This is a genomic window from Phaeobacter sp. BS52 (genome assembly GCF_045040595.1).
GTDB classification, from domain to species: domain Bacteria; phylum Pseudomonadota; class Alphaproteobacteria; order Rhodobacterales; family Rhodobacteraceae; genus Phaeobacter; species Phaeobacter piscinae.
The window spans coordinates 50,822-68,854 of the sequence record NZ_CP090663.1; the positions used below are offsets into that span (position 1 = coordinate 50,822).

The following is an 18,033-nucleotide window of genomic DNA, read 5'->3' on the forward strand; positions in this document are numbered from 1 at the left end:
GGCGCTGCAGGCGGGCCAGCTGAGCGATTTTCCTCAAGCATGACAACCGGGTGGCGGAGCTGACCGAACATTTCGGCCTGCTCAGCGCTGAACACGCAGAAATTCATGCGCAAAGGGCTGAAGGCGGTGCTGGATGAATATCTGTCGCCCGAGATGCTGGACAAGATGAAGGCGACCTATCGCCAGCGCCACACCGAATATGTGGCGGCGCTGGCCGAACATGGCCTGGAGGTCGACACCATCGTGCCGGAGGAGCCTCAGCCGGTGCCCGCAGTGGACAGCCGCAGCCATCTGGGCGCGATCCGCAGCCCGCAGGACCCGGATGAGGTGCTGCCGGAGGGGCTGTGGCCCACCACCACGCTGACCCCGTCTTATGCCATGCGGCGGCTGCATCCGGAGGGCGCGCGGGAGCTGGTGGTCACCTTTGAAGGGGCAGGCCAGGCGCTGGACCGCAAGGACCCCTGCGTCCGGGTTTTGGTGAACGTTTCCTGATCAAATCCGGCTATGCGGTGCTGTCGGTCTTGCCGCATCAGCAGAACTGGTACCGTCCGCTGGATCTGGAGCAGTATTTCCAGGCACCGGACACCCGCGCCTGGATGGCCGGGTTTGACAAGGTGCATGTGCTGGGCTCCGGCATGGGGGCCTTTGGTGCCATGGCCTTTGCCGATCTGATCGGTGCGGAAAACGTGGTGGCGTTGCAGCCGATCACCACGCTGGCCGAAGATCTGATCCCCGGCGAGACCCGGTTCCCGGCCGCGCGCAAGCTGGACTGGAGCGGCGCTTATCGCGATGCCTGCGCAGGCTGTGATACGGCGGCGCGGATCTATGCCATCCATGGCGACCATCCGCTGGATCTGGCCCATGTGACGCGGTTGCAGGATGCTTTCGGGGCGCGGTTGATCAGTGCTGAGCTGTCCCATGACAGCAAGCGTCCGGTGACCCCGTTGCTGCGCGCCAAACGCCGTCTGCCACGGACCGCGCTGACCTGCCTGCGCGGCGGCGACGCGGCGGCGCTGAACGAGGTGCTGGGCGCATTGGTGCCGCACAAAACCCCGGCGGAGTGATCCGCACCACGCCCGACCGGAACTGTGAACACCAAAGGGCCGCTCTCACGAGCGGCCTTTTTGTGCATCTGTCGCCTGCAGATATCAGGCCTATATGCCTTAATTTAACATAAGATAGATTAAGAGGATTGATCTATTCACAGACGCGGGCCTCATGGCTGCAGGCATGAGGCGGCGGGCAGAGATGTGAGTGCAATCCGGTGGTGTTTTGTTGCTTGCCCGTCCCCGGGTCTGGTATCCTTGGGTCTGCGGTTGGGATCATGGGGGTGATCCTGGCCTGAGGGGACCGCTAAAAAGTGGATATTAAGAGTGACGTGATACCCGGGTGATCCGGGGGCGGCACAGCATGAAGAGGTATGGCCCGGGTTGGCCCAAACCCGGTGTCAGGTAGGGGGCATCATGAGTGATCTTTCGCAGGCCCAGCCACAGGTTCCATCGCCTAGCCCAATCGCAGGCCCAACCCGACGTTCGGGCTGCGACAAAGGCCTCCTTTGGACCTGGCTCCGCCCCCCCCGCCGAAGGATCCGGAGAGCGCAACCATGGTCACAGCAGCGGTCAGGAAATCGCGCTGACCCCGATGCAGCAGGGGCTGCTGTATGAAAGCGCCGCCGCGGGCAGACCTTGGGTCAATCTGGAACAGATCGTGGTGCATCTGGACGCCGAAGCGCCAGATCCGAGGGCCCTGCAGGTGGCCTGGCAGCAGGTCTGCGCGCGTCATCCGGTGCTGCGCAGTGCGGTGCTGTGGCAGGGCCGCCCGCTGCCGGTCTTGCAGGTCGCGGATGTGGATGCGGCCACCGATCAGATCGGGGTGGAGACACAGGACTGGCAGGGGCTGGAGGCGGAGGATCAGGCGGCGCGGCTGGAGCAGTTTCTCAGCGAGGATCGCAATCGGGGCTGCGCGCTGGAACAGGCGGTGTCCTGGCGGGTGATGCTGGCGCGGCTGGGGGCGAACCGATCGGTGATGGTCTGGACCATTCACCATGTGCTGGTCGATGGCCGCAGTATGGCGGTGGTGCTGGAAGATGTCTTTGCGGCGCTGATCGGGGGCGAGCTGCCTGCCGCCACGGCGCCTGTGACCAGCTTTGAGGCCTTTAGCCCCGCCGTGGCGCAGGTGTCTGAACAGCCGACCAGCCAGGCGTTTTTCCGGGCGCATCTGGACGGGTTTGAAACTCCGAACCAGATTGCCCGGCTGACCGGGCCGGATGATCGACCTGCTGGGACACCGCCGGATGCGGACCATGGGCGCAAGCAGATCCTGCGGCGGCAGCTGCCGGCCGAGCTGCGCCGCGCGCTGGTGCAGCGGGCCGGTGGGGTTGCGACAGAGAATGACGCAGGACCAGCCACCCTGGCCAATATGATCCATGCCGCCTGGGGGCTGCTGGTGGCGCGCTGGAGCGGCCGGGAAAGCGCTGTTTTCGGGGTCACCCGGTCCGGGCGCTATCTTTTGGAAGGCTGCGGGCGCACGGTGGGCTGTCTGATCAATACGGTGCCGCTGCATCTGCATCTGTCCGGGGCCACAACTGTGGACGGGCTGCTGTCGGCGCTGCGGCGCGATGCGGTGGCGCTGCGCCCGCATGAACAGGCCTCGCTGGCGGATATGCGCCGCTGGTGCGGGCTGCCGGGCAGCGTGCCGCTGTTTGACACCATGGTGATGTTTGAACGCGACAGCCTGAATGCGCGGATGCGCAGCCTGGGGGGAGATGACCCGGATAACCCCTGGACCCAGCGCCGCGTTGAGCTGCGCGAAGAGGGGGCGATGCCGCTGACGCTGGCGGTCTATGGTGATGCCCAGCCGCTTTTGATGCTGGAATATGACCCCGAAGTTTTGCTTAGCCAGCCAGGTGGAACACATGCTGGACCATCTGTGTCAGCTGCTGCAGAGCCTGGCCACGGCCCCTGCGGATATGGCGCTGCGCGATCTGGAAATGTTGCCGGAGGCCGAGGCGGTGCAGCTGTTGCAACAGGGTCGCCCGGATCCGGCGCTGGCGCAGGTTCTGGCGCGGGAGATGGCGGCAGCCCCGCCCTGCATGGCAACCCGGCTGGAGGCCACGGCAGCGCGGATGCCGGAGGCCCCGGCGCTGCAGATGGCCCCCGAGGGCGCGGTTCTGAGCCATGCCGATCTACAGGCCCGGGCGGATCATCTGGCGGTGGCCTTGCAGGCGCAGGGAGCCATGGCCGGGGATATCATTGCCATCTGCCTGCCGCGCAGCCCGGAGTTCATCATTGCCATGCTGGCGGTGCTGAAGGTCGGCGCGGCCTTCCTGCCGGTGGACCCGACCTACCCGGCGGCGGTGATTGCCCATATGTTGGAGGACAGCGGCACCAGGCTGGGCATTGGTGGGCCGGACTATGGCACGGTATCAGGGCCTGATATTGGCTCTAACAAAGGGCAATCTGCACATAGGCACGATGCCGCCCTAACCCCGGAGGGCTTGGTCTGGGTGGCCCCTGATGCGGGATCTGAGCTATCGGAACAGCCGGACAGGCCGCTGCGGCTCAGCCCCGGATCCGGGGCGGCTGGCCTATGTGATCTATACCTCCGGGTCCACCGGCAAACCCAAGGGGGTGCGGGTGCCAATGCGGGCGTTGCTGGCCCATGCCAGCGCCATCACCGCCGCCTTTGAGTTGCAGAGCAATGACCGGATGCTGCAATTTGCCAGCCTGTCCTTTGATGTCGCCATTGAAGAGGTGCTGCCGAGCCTTCTGTCCGGGGCCTGCGTGGTGCTGCGTGCGCCGGATATGATCGGGGCACCGGGGCTGTTTCTGGACCGGGTGGCGGCGCTGGAGCTGACGGTGCTCAATCTGCCGACCGCCTTCTGGCATGTGCTCTGTGATGTGATGGCCGACAGTGGCCGCAGCTTGCCACCTTCGGTGCGGCTGGTGATCGTCGGCGGCGAGCAGGTCAACCCACAGTCCCTGGCACGCTGGCAGCAGCTGGTGCCGGGGGTGCGCTGGCTCAATGGCTATGGGCCGACGGAAACCACCATCACCTGTACGCTGCATGATCCGGGTCTGGATCAGGGGCGCCCTGTGAAGGCGCATGAAGATGTCCCGATCGGCCGCCCCACCGCCCATGCCCGCGCCTATGTGCTGGCGGCGGATGGCAGTCTCGCCCCGGCGGGGGTGGCGGGGGATCTGTGGATCGGCGGCCCGGCGGTGAGCGATGGCTATATCGACCGCCCGGAGGACACCGCAAAGGCGTTTCGACCCGATCCCTTTGCGCCGCAGAATACGGGCGGCGGGCACCACGCCAGCTGCCCCGCCGCCCGGATCTATCGCACCGGTGATCGCGCGGCCTGGCGCGGGGATGGCACGCTGGCCTTTCTCGGGCGGCAGGACCGGCAGGTGAAACTGCGCGGCTTTCGCATTGATCTGCGCCATGTGGAGCAGGTGCTGGAGCGCGCCTATCCGGAGCTGCAGGCGCTGGTGGCGGTGCATGGCAAGGACAGCCCTGCGGCGCAGCTCTGCTGTTGGGTGCGGGGCCTTCGGGAGGCCGGAGAAGCTGGCACCGAAGAAAGCGCTGGCGATACCCGCCCGGATCTGGCGGCGCTGCAACAGGTGGTGCAGCGCGATCTACCTGCCCATATGCGCCCGGCGCTGGTGCCGGTGGCGGCATTTCCCCGCACCGCCGGGGGCAAGATCGACATGGCCGCCCTGCCCGCGCCGACACAGGCCTCAAGCGGCCTGCGCCTGCGCCTGCGCCGCAACGGCGGCGCGGCGATTGACACCAGCGCCCCGCCCTCGCCACTGGCGCAGCAGCTGATGGCGATGATGGCGGATCTGCTGGGCCAGCCCGATCTGGGCGTGGATGACAGTTTCTATGATCGCGGCGGCCATTCTCTGCTGGCGATGCGGCTGATTGGCCGGATCGAGGCGGAACTGGGCCAGCGGTTGAGCCTGGCGGCGCTGCATCTGACCCCCAGCCCGCGGGCGCTGGCGGACGCGCTGAGCCTGGGAGATGAGGGCGGTGACAGCCCGGAAACACCGGAGGGCCACACCCTGCCCGATCATCTGGTGATCATTCAGGACGGTGGCGCGCGCGCGCCGTTGTTTGGCGTTCATGTGCTGGGGCGCAACGAGGAGTTCTATCGCCCGCTGGCTGCTGCGCTTGGCCCGGACCAGCCGGTCTATGGGCTGAGCATCGGCCTGTTGGACAGCCGCACCCCCACCGGGGTGCGCGCCACCGCAAAACTGTATCTGGAGGAAATCCAGACCCATTACCCCAGCGGAGTTGTGCATCTGGCGGCAGTGTCCCTGGGGAGTTATTTTGCCTTTGAACTGGCCCGTCAGCTGCTGGCGGCGGGGCGCGACTTGGGATTGGTGGCGCTGTTTGATGCCGAAGGCCCGGCCGGGCGCAGCCGGGTGCAGGGGCGGGCCAGACTGGGCGCCCATCTGGGGCTGCTCCGGCGCATGGGACCGGCCTATCTGGGCCATGTGGCCCGCCACCGGATTGAGACCTTGCGCAACTCCTTTGAACGGCGGCGGCTGGAATGGACCGGCGGCGGTGGCGCGCTGTCGATCGAGGCGCTGATCGCGGCCAACCAGCAATCGGTGGAACGCTACACGCCGGAACCGCTGGCCACACCGCTGACCGTGTTCCGGGCTCGGCGATGATCTCTTTGACAGTCCCGAGGGGCTGCGTCAGGGGTTGGGCTGGGCGCCGGTGGCGGCGGCAGGGTTTGAGCTGATCGAGGTGCCGGGCTCCCATCTGTCGATCCTGCAGGAGCCGAATGTGCAGGATATGGCCCGGCATATGGCCCGCATCATGCAGCGTCCGGATCCGCATGAATCAGGGATCAAAGGACAGGCCTGACCAAGGCGGCAGCGGATCCGCCGTGGATCCTGGATTTTTCTCTGCCCTGATCAGAACAAATCCGCAAAAACACGCCCGCGGGGGGAACAAACTCCCGCTTTACGGCGTCTGTCATGTGAACCGATCCCCCGCCCGTGGCCTGCCTGCGAACAGGCGGGCTTATTTGCCATGGTCAGTGCCGCGACATCTTGGTCCCCGACGTCAGGGGGATTAGGTCGGGGCGGAAAAGAAAAGGAATCTCTGACATGATGAAAACATTTGCCTGGGCCGCGGCCGCCGCTGCGAGCCTGACTGCCGCATCGTCCGCTTTTGCCTCTGACACGCTGCGTGTGGGCATGTCGGGTGGCTATTTTCCCTTCACCTTTGTGCGTCAGGACGTGCTGCAGGGGTTTGAGGTGGATGTGATGAACGCCGTGGCCGAGGAAACCGGCCTGGAGGTGGAATTTGTCACCATGTCGTTTTCCGGTCTGATCGGCGCGCTGGAATCCGACCGCATCGACACCATCGCCAACCAGATCACCATCACGCCGGAGCGCAGCGCCAAATTTGCCTTTACCCAAGCCTATGTCATCGACGGCGCCCAGGTGGTGGTGAAACGCGGCAATGAGGACAGCATCGCAGGCCCCGCTGATCTGGCGGGCAAGACCGTGGCGGTGAACCTCGGTTCCAACTTCGAGCAACTGCTGCGGGAACTGCCAGAGGCCGATAAGATCGAGATCAAAACCTATGAAGCCAATATCGCCCAGGATACAGCCCTGGGGCGGGTCGATGCCTTTGTGATGGACCGGGTGTCCTCGGCCCAGCTGATCCAGGAAAGCCCGCTGCCGCTGGCGTTGGCGGGCGCGCCCTTCTCCGAGATCCGCAATGCGCTGCCCTTCCGTCAGGACGCGGACAGCCTGGCGCTGCGCGACCGGGTGGATGCGGCGCTGAGCACGCTGCGCGAGAGCGGCAAGCTGGCCGAGATCTCGCAGACATGGTTCGGCACCGATATCACGGCGGTTTCCGCCCCGGCTGAGAAGTGAGTCGGTAGATGCAGGGGTTGGACATCGCCTATATGCTGGGGCTGGTGCCGGTGCTGCTCAGCTATGTGCCGCTGACGCTGTTCATGGCAGTGGTGGCGATGGCGCTGGCCTTGGTACTGGCGTCCCTCTTGGCGGTGGAACGGGTGCTGCGGATCCCGGTGCTGGATCAGCTGGTGGTGCTGTTCATCAGCTTCTTTCGCGGCACGCCGCTGCTGGTGCAGCTGTTCCTGTTCTACTACGGGCTGCCGCAGGTGCTGTCGGTGCTGACCCAGATCAATGGGGTCAGTGCGGCGATCATGGGGCTGACCCTGCATTTTGCCGCCTATATGGCCGAAAGCATCCGCGCCGCCATTCTCGGCGTGGATCGCAGCCAATGGGAGGCGGCGCAGTCGATCGGCATGACCCGTGGCCAGATGATGCGCCGCATCGTGCTGCCGCAGGCGGCCCGGATCGCGGCGCCGACGCTGGTCAATTACTTCATCGACATGATCAAGGGCACCTCGCTGGCGTTTACCCTTGGGGTCACGGAAATGATGGGCGCCACCCAGAAAGAGGCGGCTAAGCAGTTTCCTTTATTTTGAAGCCTTCCTGGTGGTGGCGGTGATCTACTGGATCCTGGTGGAGGCGCTGTCGCTGGTGCAGCGGCTGCTGGAGACACATCTGAACAAGGCCTATGCACGATGAACGACGCACAAGCTGACACTGCCATTTCCATCTCCGGGCTGCGCAAGACCTTTGGCGACAGCGTGGTGCTGGATGGCATCGACCTGACCATTAAACCCGGTGAGCGGATCGTCATTATCGGCCCTTCGGGCACGGGTAAATCGACGCTGCTGCGCTGTCTGAATTTTCTCGATGCACCGGACGGTGGGCAAATCCGCATCGGTGATCTGGAGGTGGAGGCTGCCCGCGTCAGCAAGGCGGAGATCCTGGCCCTGCGCTAAGCGCACCGCCTTTGTGTTTCAGAACTATGCGCTGTTTGCCAATAAGACGGCGGCGGAAAACATCATGGAGGCGCTGGTCACCGTGCAGAAACAGCCCCGCGACGCCGCCCGTGCCCGCGCGCTGGACATTCTGGCAGAGACCGGTCTGGCGGATAAGGCCGATGCCTATCCCGCCAGCCTGTCCGGCGGGCAACAGCAGCGCGTCGGCATTGGCCGGGCGATGGCGCTGGGGGCCGAGCTGATGCTCTTTGACGAGCCGACCTCGGCGCTGGACCCCGAATGGGTGGGCGAGGTGCTGGCGCTGATGCGCAAGGTCGCCGAAGAGCGCCAGACCATGCTGATCGTCACCCATGAGATGCAGTTTGCCCGCGAAATTGCCGATCGGGTGGTGTTCATGGAAGGCGGGCGGATTGTGGAACAGGGCCCGCCGGCGCAGATCTTTGATGCGGCGCAGGATCCCCGCACGCGGGCCTTCCTGCGCCGGGTGGGGTGACCGGCCCTCTTCTGTACCCCGAATATCCAAATGCAAAAAGCGGGCCATTGGCCCGCTTTTTTCCATCCAAGGATGGTCATTCATAAGACGCTGTCAGCGCAGGATCTGCGATCCCGCCCCACCGGCCTGATCACAAATGATCAGTTGGTTGTGGTGGTGCTGGTGCTGGTTTCGTCGTCGTCGTTCAGGATCACACCCAGAATGACCGCACCGGCAACGCCGCCCGCGATCAGAGTGCCCTGCTCAAGGCCGGTCCCGCCGAGCAGGGTCGGGGTGCCTTCATCCTGAGCGGAGGCGGTGGTGGTTGCGGCCAGGGTGGCCAGAGCGAATGCTGCGAAGAACTTGTTCATAATCCAAAACTCCTTTGGAGACCGTTGAGCCGAGAGTAGGTGAGTTACCTCGTGAATTCAACGCAGCTTTTAGCAGCAATATCCCGGCGGCTGGAATTTTTTTTCTGCCGTTGCCGAGATATCGCTCATTTGGGCGGATATGGCCCCAAACCGCCTGTTTTTAACGCGTCAGAACTGGAGTCAGCCGCCGGTGGTCAGCTGGCGGATGCGCAGATAACCCACATTTGGCCCAGCCCATTGGCGCGATTGCCAGACCCGGCCGCTGCGCGAATCTACCCAGTAGTCATTGACGATCTCCCCGCCGCGTCCCGGCTGGCTGGGATGGCAGCGTTCCTCGATGTGACGGGTGGGGTAGCGCAGTTCAACGATCACGATGGGATCGACACCCAGATCGCGGCGGCTGCAGAGCATATCCAGCTGCCAGGCGCCATTGTCCAGCCCGCGGATATGATAGCGCCGCGCGCCACTGCGCACCGGGCCACCTGTGTTCCCTTCGACCAGCGCTGAGCTGGACAGGATGTCATTGCCAAGGTTGCGCGTCGCCACCAGCACCCCATTGCGCAGGGTCAGGCTGATATTGTCCTCGGTGCGCCAGACCGCCACGGTGCCGGGACTGTCATCGCGGCGCAGCTGCTGGCGCGACAGATAGGCAAAGACATCGTTTTTCTCGATGGTGACCTCGATATAGGGGTCCTTGATTTCATCCAGACCAGCGCGGGTCAGCGGCGGGCGGGCTGCCTGTTTTCCCTTGCCGCCGGACAGGCGGGCGCTGACTTTATCAGACAGGCTGCGCAGCAGTTCCACCTGCAGGGGCGCCTGATCCGGCCCGCGGCTGCAGGCGGACAGCACCAGCAGACCCAGGATTGGCAGCAGCCCGGCGAGGCGTGTGGTCACAGGCGTCATCATTCCCAGATCCTTGCCCGCTGTCGGGTCAGCTGTGCGCGATGGGCCTCGCGGATTTGGCCATAAAGCCGACCGGGGACATGCACCCGCTGGCCGCCGTCGCGCTGGGTCGGGCGCACGGTCATGCCGAATGTATTGCGGCTGGGTTTGCCCAGCAGCCAGTCCAGCGGAATGCTGAAGCGGAAGCCCTTGTCAAAAGAGCCTTCGCCGAAATCCTCCGAGGAGACATCGGTGAGGGTAAAGAACCCGCCGACCCGCCAGCCATTGGCAAATTCACGGTCCAGCGCAAAGGTGGCGCCATAATCACCGGCCAGATAACGCCCGGCATCCACCTGCAGATGATAGCCCTTGTCCATCTGGTAATAGGCCGAGGCATGGCCGGTGAAGGTTTTGTAATCACGAAACGACAGCCGCTGATCATAATCGCGCTGCACCACGTAATTGCCCTCGACCCCCAGCGCCAGACGGCTGGAGACCGGTTTCCACAGCACCTCGCCCGAGACCCCGCCAAACATGCTTTCAAACAGGCCGACGGTGCTGCGGGCATAGAGATCGCGCCCCATCTGCCATTGCCGCGTGACATAGAGATTTTCCAGCGTGGTGCTGAACTGGGCATATTCATTTTGATCGGTTCGCACTCGGGGAAGCACCGAATTGGAGGCGCGCCCATCCTTCACATTGCCCCAGACGCGCTGACGGATGGTGCCCGCGATGCGCCAGCCGGGAGCCGGTGCATAAGAGGCCTTCAGATCCACACCCACATCCAGCCGGAACGGCAGCTCAGGGTCAAAATAGGAGGGCGCGGTATAGGGGCTGAGGGAGGTGGAAAACGCCGGGTAGAGATCGCCTGACACCAGCGCCTCTTCAGCCAGCGGTTCGGCGGCCTGCAGGCCGGTCACCGCCCAGAGCGCCTCGGTGGCGTCGGGGTTATGTTCCAGCGCCTCCAGATCGCTGCGCCGGATCACCACCTGTGACAGCGCCAGCCCGCCGCGCATCGGCACGATTTTCAGCGTCTCCACGGAGGGCGGCAGCAGCCGCGCCATGGCGCGCGCACTGCGGCCAATGGCCAGGGTCTGGGCGCGGTAGCGCGGATTGCGATAGCGCAGTTCAGCCTCGGTGCCATTTTCAGGCAGGCTCAGCGCCTCCAGGATCAGCCCGTCCTGCTGCAAGGCCTCGGCCAGCGCATCGCGCAGGGTGGTCTTGGCGCGGGTGCTTGTGGCCCAGTCGCGGGTCCAATGGCGTTCTTCGGTGGCCCAGCTGCTGCGCGGCGCCACCGGCACCGGCGCGTTGACCCGCATGGGCTGGGTGGGGTGTTTGGGATTGAGCTGGATCTGTGCGGTGACGCCCAGTTCCGAGCCATAAAGATAATAGGCCCCCAACCGCAGGCCTGGTCTGGCCTGATATTCGGCGCCAAAGTTGAAGGAGGATTTGCGCTCAAACACATTTGGGGCGCCGGTTTCCAGCACATAGGCATCCGAGGAATATTCCGCCTTGAACCCCCAGCGGTCATTGGGCTGCCATTCGATGCCCGCAAACGGCGCCATCTCGCCGCGGAACCACTGATCATAGGACAATTCGCCCCCGGTATCACCGGCAACGAACCCCGGACGGGTGCCGGTGATACTGCCGATGGAGCCGTTGGTTCCCAGGCGCCCCCAGCCCAGGTCGAGCGGTCAGCTTTAGCTAAGCCCGCGCCGCCGCGATGGCTGAGCGCCGGGGTGTCAAAATTCTTGGTCGCGACGATATATTCGCCGAGCATAAATCCCGGTGCTAGGCAAAATCCTGCAGACCCAGGGTTACGGCCGGGCGATAGCGCCCCTCGCGCAGGAGCCGCAGCCGCACGTCAAAGCCGCGGTCGTAATAGGTGCTGAACCCACCAATCTGGGCGCCATTGGTCTGGATGCCATTGTAGCGGAAGGACGCGCTGAGCCAGGGGGTGGCCTGAAAGGTCAGATTGTAGCGCGCCTGACCGCCAAACCAGGAATAGGTCGAGGTAAACTGCCCGTCCGGCAGCATCTCCGCGCTTGGCATATCCACCAGACCGGGAGAGCCGTAGAAGTTGAGGCTGGGGGCGGGCAGCGGTTTGAAACGCGGCGCCTCCGGTTTGGGCGTGGTGAGCGCGTCTTGCGCCTGTGCAGAGAGTGCCACCGAGGCCATGACCACAGAGGTTGCCAGGATACGGGCGGCTGAGCATATGGGCCATTGGCAAAAGCCGCGCCACATGAAGAGATCGAAGACTGGGGATCACGGGTTCGGACTGCCTTGTTGTCTGGCTTGTGGTCTGGTCGAAATGCCGGAGCAATGAAGGGCGGATCGGCCGCCCTGCCCCTGCGGCTGGTGTTGGTCCGGTTAGACCACAAAACCCGCAGGCGGATCAACGATCTGGCCTGCCCTGATACCGCTGCTGGCTGGGCTGTGACCCGTAAACTATAGTGCCAGCTGCAAGACCCCGTCGCAGGTCCCCTGCTCCTCCTGTTCCTGCCAGCAAGGCGGATCCAAGGCGCGTTCAGGAGGTCTTGCGATCCTCTTCCGGGGCGCGGTAGCCCTCGACCCAGCGTTTGATCAGGACCCGCGCAACCCGTTCGTCGCCGAGCGGCCACGGCCTGACGCAGGCCCCGGATCAGGGTTGCAACCTCGATTTCCGACAGCACCGCTTCGCGGGCGCAGAAAATCTTCTGGTGGCCGGTGGTGATCAGATCCGAGCTGAGCGTCAGCTCTTCCTGCATCTTTTCTCCGGGCCGCAGGCCGATGATATCGATGGCGATATCGCCGTCGGGGTGATCGTCGTCCCGCACGGAATAACCGGCACTTTCAATGACCTGACGGGCCAGTTGCAGAATTGAGATCGGCTCGCCCATGTCGAGCACAAACACCTCGCCCCCCAGCGCCTCGGCGCCAAGCCTGCAGCACCAGCTGCACCGCCTCGCGGATGGTCATGAAATAGCGTTTGACGCGCGGATCGGTGACCGTGACCGGCCCGCCGCGGCTGATCTGTTCCTGAAACAGCGGCACCACGGAGCCCGAAGAGCCCAAGACATTGCCAAAACGCACCATGGTGAAAACGGTGCCGGGATTGCGGGTGGCCAGATCCTGCACCACCAGTTCCGCCATGCGTTTGGAGGCGCCCATCACATTGGTCGGGCGCACTGCCTTGTCCGAGGAAATCAGGATGAAGCGTTCCACCCCGCTGCGCGCGGCGGCCCGGGCCAGTGTCTGCGTGCCAAAGACATTGTTGGCCAGACCGGGCAGCGGGTTGGCCTCAACCAGGGGCACATGTTTATACGCCGCCGCATGCAGCACCACCTGGACCCCGTGATGGGCCAGTACCATACGCACCTGACGCGGATCGGTGACAGAACCCAGCACCGGCACCAGCTCGATCCCGGTGCCTTCGACCTGCTGCTCCAGCTCCTGATGAATGGTGTAAAGCGCCAGTTCCGACAGCTCATACAGCACCAGTTTGCGCGGACGGCAGGCCAAGACCTGACGGCAAAGCTCGGAGCCGATGGAGCCCCCAGCGCCGGAAACCAGCACCACCCGGTCCTGATAAGATCCGCTGGCCTCCTGCAGGGGCACATCGCGGGTGGCGCGGCCCAGGAAATTCTGCGGCGCCACCGGGGTCAGCTTGTCCACCAGCGCCTCTTCCCCGATGAGCTGGGCAAAGGAGGGCAGCGCCTGCACCTCCAGCTGCATCCGCTGCAGTCGTTGGATGATCTGCGCCTGTTTCGGCTGGCTCTGCGACGGCATCGCCAGCAAGACCCGCTTGATCTGGCGGGCCTCGGCGATCTCGGCGATGCGGGCGGGCGGGAACACCGGCAATCCGACCAGTGTCACCCCCTGTAGGGAGGTATTGTCATCGACAAAGGCAACAGGATCGATGCCGTCATGGGCCTTCAGCGCCTGCGCCAGCTGGGCGCCGGTGGTGCTGGCGCCATAGATCAGCACCCGGCAGCGCGGCTGGGCGCGGCGGTAAATCGCCACCACCACCTGATAGAGCAGGGCACGGGCCGCCAGCAGGCAGAGAAAATAGGTGGTGGCAAAAACCACATGGGTGCCGGGCGGCAGATCAGGACCAAACAGCAGCGTCAGCCCGGCCGTGGCAGCGGCGGTGATTGAGGCCAGCAGCGCCGTCAGCCCGACCGCATGGCGTTCATAGGCATTGAGCTGCACCTTGGGCAATCCGAGCCACAGTGCCACCGCCGCCGCCAGCGCCAGCACATAAGGCAGCACCGGCAGCATCGCTGCCAGCGTGGCCAGAGCGGATCCCGGCAAGGGCAGCACCAGAAAGGTCAGGAACAGCGCCAGCGGGATCAGGGTCAGATCAATGGTGAGAAAAATATAGGATTTCTGTTTGCGTGACAGCGCACTGATCAGATTGAACATCCCTGGCCGTCCCCACTTCCAGTCCCCGGTGACCGCCTCGCAGTCCGGGCGGCCTGTTTATATGTCGCGATGTGGCGCCGAGATCGTTCTGGCGCGCATCGTTTCAAATGCGTTTTTATCAATTCCCCGCGCCAGACCCCCGGACCCGCATGTGACGGCTCTCTCTGGCATCGGGATGTGTCTCGCGTCGTCTATCCCTCCGGGTGCCCCCTGGTCCCTCCGGAGCAGGTGTGACAGGCCCTACGCCGGGGGTTTCATGGGCGCCCCGAGCATCACTTTAGACGTATTTCGGGGCTAATACAAAACCACGGGCAGCAAAAAAGCGCCGTCTGACGGTGATTTGCCCGTTTTGGCGCCCCCAGGCGGCGTCTGTGCAGGCCTGACGCAGGGTTTGGCCGATCCCTCTGCGCGCGGGACCGCCCCAGGGGGCAGCTTGGGCAGGACACACCCGTCTGGACCCGCCCGGACCGGGGCAGAATCGCCGAATCGCCCCGCAATCTCATCCCTCAGCCACGCCGGAACAGGTTGCCGATGGTCTGAAACACCAAATCAAAGTCGTAACACATGCTCTGGTGACGCTGGTAGATGAGATCCAGCCGCGCCTTCATCGGCACGCAGAGGCGGGAATAGACCTGATCGGTTTCCGCGGAGGTGGTGCAGCGCGCCAGCAGAGCAGCCTCATGTTTGTGATAGGTGATGGAGGCCAGCCCGGTGACCCCGGGGCGCGATTTCAGCACCCGGGCATAGAGCTCGGGATTGGCCTCAACATATTGGCGCAGCGGCGGGCGCGGCCCGACAAAGGAGAGATCCCCCTTCAGGATGTTCCACAGCTGCGGGAATTCATCCAGCCGCTTGCCGCGCAGCCAGGCACCGGTCTTGGTGATGCGGGCCGATTTGTCGCCGCCGGAGACCCCGGTGTCCTGCGCCACCACCTGCATGGTGCGCAGTTTCCACAGGGCAAAGGGTTGATCGACCCCCTTCATCCGTTCAGCCACGTAAAACAGCGGGCGGCCTTCCTTCAGCAGCAGCCAGGCCATCAGCCCCAGCAGCACCGGGCCCAGCACCACCACCAGAAGGCTGGCAAAGAAGAGATCAAAGAGGCGTTTGCGCCAGGTCATATGCGGGTGTCCTTATCAGGGGCGGATTGGGGCAGCAGGGTGAGCGCGCGCGCCTCAGCCACCAGATCCTGCGGGCTGGCGGCGGGCAAGGCCGCAAGCTGATCCGCCAAAAGCCCGATCAGCCGCGTCACGTCAAGCTGCACCTCGGCGATGGCCTGCGCGGGCGCGGGCCTGCGGGCACAGTCCAGCCCCGCCGCCTGCAACAGATCGCCCATCGCCACCGCGCCCGGCTGGGCGATGTTCAGCACCTGCGGCAGATCGGGACATTGGATCAGGGTCGCCAGCACCTCCGCCAGGGTCCGGGGGCCGATATAGCTGCGCCGGGGCGTCTGCCCATCGGCAAATTGATCCAGACAGAACCCCGCCCGCCAGCCGCCCAAGATCGCATCAATACCGGCAATATTGCCGATCCTGAGCAGGCTGATCTCCAGCCCCAGTTCCGCGGCACGCGCCTGTGCGGCCTGTTCCATCTCGGCCTTGGCCACCCCGTAAGGGGCCACCGGGGCCAGCGGGATGTCTTCGCTCAGGGGGCCGGGGGCCACGCCATAGACCGCCGCCGACGAGGCCAGCAGCAGCCGCGGCGCGCCTGTCTCTGCGTCGCGCACACGCGCCGCCGCCTCAAGTGTGGCCAGCGCCAGATCACGATGTTGCATCAGCTGGCGCGCACTCAGATCCCGGCCCGCCGCGCCGCCGGGCACCGGACCCGCCAGACAGAGGATCGCCGCCGTGCCCCGCGCCGCCGCGGCCAGCGCCTCTGGATCCGCCAGCGGATCAAAGACATGCCAGCCTTCTGCGTCGGGCTCTGCCCCGTCAGGCCGCGCCCGCCGCTGCCAGCGCAGGTCCGCCCCGGCAGAGGCCCATTGGTGGCGCAGGATCCCGCCGATCCGTCCGGAGGCGCCCAGGATCAATATGGGTCTCAATGTGGGTGGAAAACGCATCAGCCCCCCTGTTACCGTTGCCCATGCGGTTGACGCAGTCTGCATGCCCAGTATCTTGCGGGGAACAAAAATCAAGCCGTTTCCGGCTGTTTTCGGACAAGGATCCTCATGCGCCGTCTTTCCCTCCTGCTTGCCGCTCTTGGTCTCGCCCTGCTGCCGGCAGCCTGCGGTCGCCTGCCCGGTGGCGCCCCCGCCAGCGAAGAGATCCTGAAAACCGCCGATGATGCGGATGCCGATTTTGCGCTTTATCCCGTCACCCGCGCCTTTCTGCCGACGGTGGGCCATTGGCCTGAAACCGGCCCTGAAAGCGGCGGTGCCCATAGCGGCAAACGCCCGCTGAAATGGATCGGCGCCACCCAGGGCGCCAAGACCCAGATCATCCAGCCCGGAGATCTGCTGACCCTGCGGATCTGGGACAGCAGCGACAATTCCCTGCTGACCACCCCGGATGAGAAAATGGTGCAGCTGCAGGATGTGACGGTGGCGGCCAATGGCAGCATCTTCATGCCCTATGTGGGCAATGTGAATGTGAACGGGCTGACCCCGGATCTGGCGCGCGAAAAACTGCAAACTGCCATGGAAGAAATCGTGCCCTCGGCCCAGCTGCAGCTGGACATGACCGAAGGGCGCGGCAATTCGGTAGATCTGGTCAGCGGCGTTGAGACCCCCGGCACCTATCCGATGCCGGATCGCAATTACACGGTGATGGGACTGATTGCAGCGGGCGGCGGCATCAGCGCCAGCCTCAACAATCCGCAGATCCGTCTGGTGCGCGGGCGCAGCATCTATGGCACCTCGGTGGAGACCCTGCTCAATGATCCGCGCCGCGACACGCTCCTGCGTGGCGGCGACCGGGTGTTTGTGGAAGAGGACGCGCGTTATTTCCTGTCTTTCGGGGCCACCGGCCGTGAGGATCTGCACACGTTCACCAAGGATCAGATGTCGGCGATGGATGCCATGTCGGTGGCGGGCGGCTTTCAGGACAGCCGCGCCGATCCGCAGGGGCTTTTGGTGCTGCGCGAATACCCCGACAGCGCCCTCGCGCCGGGCCAGCGTGGTCCGCGCCAGCCCCGGGTGGTGTTCACGCTGGATCTCACCTCAGCTGACGGGCTGTTCTCGGCGCGCCGCTTCAAGATCAACTCCGGGGATCTGTTGATCGCCACCGAGGCGCCAGTGAATGATGCGCTGACCATCTCCAATATCATCGGCAACTTCTTCGGCGTCTTCAGCCGCGCAGGCGCGCTCTGATCCGAAACAACCTGACGGTGCTGCCAGCCATCACGCGCCGGACCAGCCATAAACCGCAGCGATCTGATCCGCAGGCGTGCCTAGCCCTGATCGCTGCGGCCTCTTCTGTTTCAAGACAAGAAGAACAACCCATAGCAGATCGTTTGCACTGGCCTTCCCGGTCTGCAGGCGATAGATATGCGCGCGTATATTGTCCCGGTTTCCAGTCCTGACCCGTCTTCAGCCCCGTCTTCAGCCCTGTGGCCGGTTCGGTCTGATTTTCTCATTGATAGCCCTTATTCAGAGTCCTTATTTCTGCAATGAAACCCACCACAATTCGTGTCACCGACAGCCTGCGCGCACTGCTGATCGACTCTCATGTGATGCCGAAGCCTTGGCGCGTAGATAGTGATTTTGCCACGCTCAAGCGGCTTAGCTTCACGCCGGATGTGAAACTCTCGGTTGTCACCCGGCACGGGCTGAAATCGGGTGGCTTGCTGCCACTGAGCAGCATCGGCTACATGAGTTACAGCCACTCCCCCTCCCGCAACTGGTCGGCCGGAGCCTTCTGTTCGATTGCGGCCGGGCTGCGGGTCCTGGGGGATCGTCACCCGATCCGGCGGGTGTCTTCCCACCCGTTCAGCTATGGTCCTTACTATCAGAAACTGGCCCGCAGCCTGGGCGTGGAAACCTATGCACCACATGCCCGTTTCAACACCAAATCGCCGCCCGTGCGCATTGGCAATGACGTCTGGATCGGTCGCGGGGTGCAGATGGC

At 64.5% G+C, this 18,033-nt stretch carries 12 protein-coding genes and 5 pseudogenes; 10 read left to right on the plus strand and 7 right to left on the minus strand.

The window, feature by feature from the left end:
- Positions 1-105: 105 nt before the first annotated feature.
- From L0Z65_RS17675 to L0Z65_RS17715, 9 genes and pseudogenes are all read left to right on the plus strand, one after another.
- Positions 106-492, plus strand: a complete 387-nt coding sequence (locus tag L0Z65_RS17675) for a hypothetical protein (RefSeq protein WP_392341698.1) — start codon at positions 106-108, stop codon at positions 490-492.
- A 17-nt stretch (positions 493-509) separates the two neighbouring features.
- Positions 510-1,064, plus strand: coding sequence for a hypothetical protein (locus L0Z65_RS17680; RefSeq protein WP_392341700.1), 555 nt, complete (start codon positions 510-512; stop codon positions 1,062-1,064).
- 577 nt (positions 1,065-1,641) lie between these two features.
- Positions 1,642-2,670: pseudogene (locus tag L0Z65_RS17685) on the plus strand (condensation domain-containing protein); the annotation flags it as partial.
- 478 nt (positions 2,671-3,148) lie between these two features.
- Positions 3,149-3,364: pseudogene (locus L0Z65_RS17690) on the plus strand (AMP-binding protein); the annotation flags it as partial.
- Between the two features lie 151 nt (positions 3,365-3,515).
- Positions 3,516-5,678: an AMP-binding protein gene (locus tag L0Z65_RS17695; protein ID WP_392341702.1), complete on the plus strand. Its 2,163-nt coding sequence runs from the start codon at positions 3,516-3,518 to the stop codon at positions 5,676-5,678.
- Positions 5,679-5,712: 34 nt separating this feature from the next.
- A complete protein-coding gene (locus L0Z65_RS17700) occupies positions 5,713-5,877 on the plus strand; it encodes a hypothetical protein (protein WP_392341703.1) in 165 nt (54 codons plus the stop codon).
- 245 nt (positions 5,878-6,122) lie between these two features.
- Positions 6,123-6,899, plus strand: coding sequence for an amino acid ABC transporter substrate-binding protein (locus tag L0Z65_RS17705; RefSeq protein ID WP_392341705.1), 777 nt, complete (start codon positions 6,123-6,125; stop codon positions 6,897-6,899).
- 8 nt (positions 6,900-6,907) lie between these two features.
- Positions 6,908-7,583: pseudogene (locus L0Z65_RS17710) on the plus strand (amino acid ABC transporter permease).
- Positions 7,580-8,336: pseudogene (locus L0Z65_RS17715) on the plus strand (amino acid ABC transporter ATP-binding protein). Before L0Z65_RS17710 ends, L0Z65_RS17715 begins: the two co-directional pseudogenes overlap by 4 nt.
- A gap of 140 nt (positions 8,337-8,476) precedes the next feature.
- Here L0Z65_RS17715 and L0Z65_RS17720 read toward each other — a convergent pair.
- From L0Z65_RS17720 to L0Z65_RS17750, 7 genes and pseudogenes are all read right to left on the minus strand, one after another.
- On the minus strand, positions 8,477-8,686 hold the full coding sequence (locus tag L0Z65_RS17720; RefSeq protein WP_096873599.1) for a hypothetical protein: 210 nt from the start codon (positions 8,684-8,686) through the stop codon (positions 8,477-8,479).
- Positions 8,687-8,866: 180 nt separating this feature from the next.
- Positions 8,867-9,592 (minus strand): YjbF family lipoprotein, encoded by a 726-nt coding sequence (locus L0Z65_RS17725; protein WP_392341706.1) that lies wholly within the window; start codon positions 9,590-9,592, stop codon positions 8,867-8,869.
- Positions 9,589-11,253, minus strand: a complete 1,665-nt coding sequence (locus L0Z65_RS17730) for a YjbH domain-containing protein (protein ID WP_392341744.1) — start codon at positions 11,251-11,253, stop codon at positions 9,589-9,591. Before L0Z65_RS17730 ends, L0Z65_RS17725 begins: the two co-directional genes overlap by 4 nt.
- A gap of 106 nt (positions 11,254-11,359) precedes the next feature.
- On the minus strand, positions 11,360-11,812 hold the full coding sequence (locus tag L0Z65_RS17735) for a YjbH domain-containing protein (RefSeq protein WP_405112669.1): 453 nt from the start codon (positions 11,810-11,812) through the stop codon (positions 11,360-11,362).
- 283 nt (positions 11,813-12,095) lie between these two features.
- Positions 12,096-13,972, minus strand: a pseudogene (locus tag L0Z65_RS17740) (polysaccharide biosynthesis protein).
- Between the two features lie 506 nt (positions 13,973-14,478).
- Entirely contained in the window at positions 14,479-15,090 is a 612-nt protein-coding gene (locus L0Z65_RS17745; RefSeq protein ID WP_040175771.1) for a sugar transferase, read from the minus strand.
- On the minus strand, positions 15,087-16,028 hold the full coding sequence (locus L0Z65_RS17750; RefSeq protein WP_405112672.1) for an NAD-dependent epimerase/dehydratase family protein: 942 nt from the start codon (positions 16,026-16,028) through the stop codon (positions 15,087-15,089). The genes L0Z65_RS17745 and L0Z65_RS17750 overlap by 4 nt, the downstream gene beginning before the upstream one ends.
- Positions 16,029-16,136: 108 nt before the next feature.
- Between L0Z65_RS17750 and L0Z65_RS17755 the strand changes: the two genes are divergently transcribed.
- On the plus strand, positions 16,137-17,276 hold the full coding sequence (locus tag L0Z65_RS17755) for a polysaccharide biosynthesis/export family protein (protein ID WP_102898525.1): 1,140 nt from the start codon (positions 16,137-16,139) through the stop codon (positions 17,274-17,276).
- The last annotated feature ends 757 nt before the right edge of the window (positions 17,277-18,033 follow it).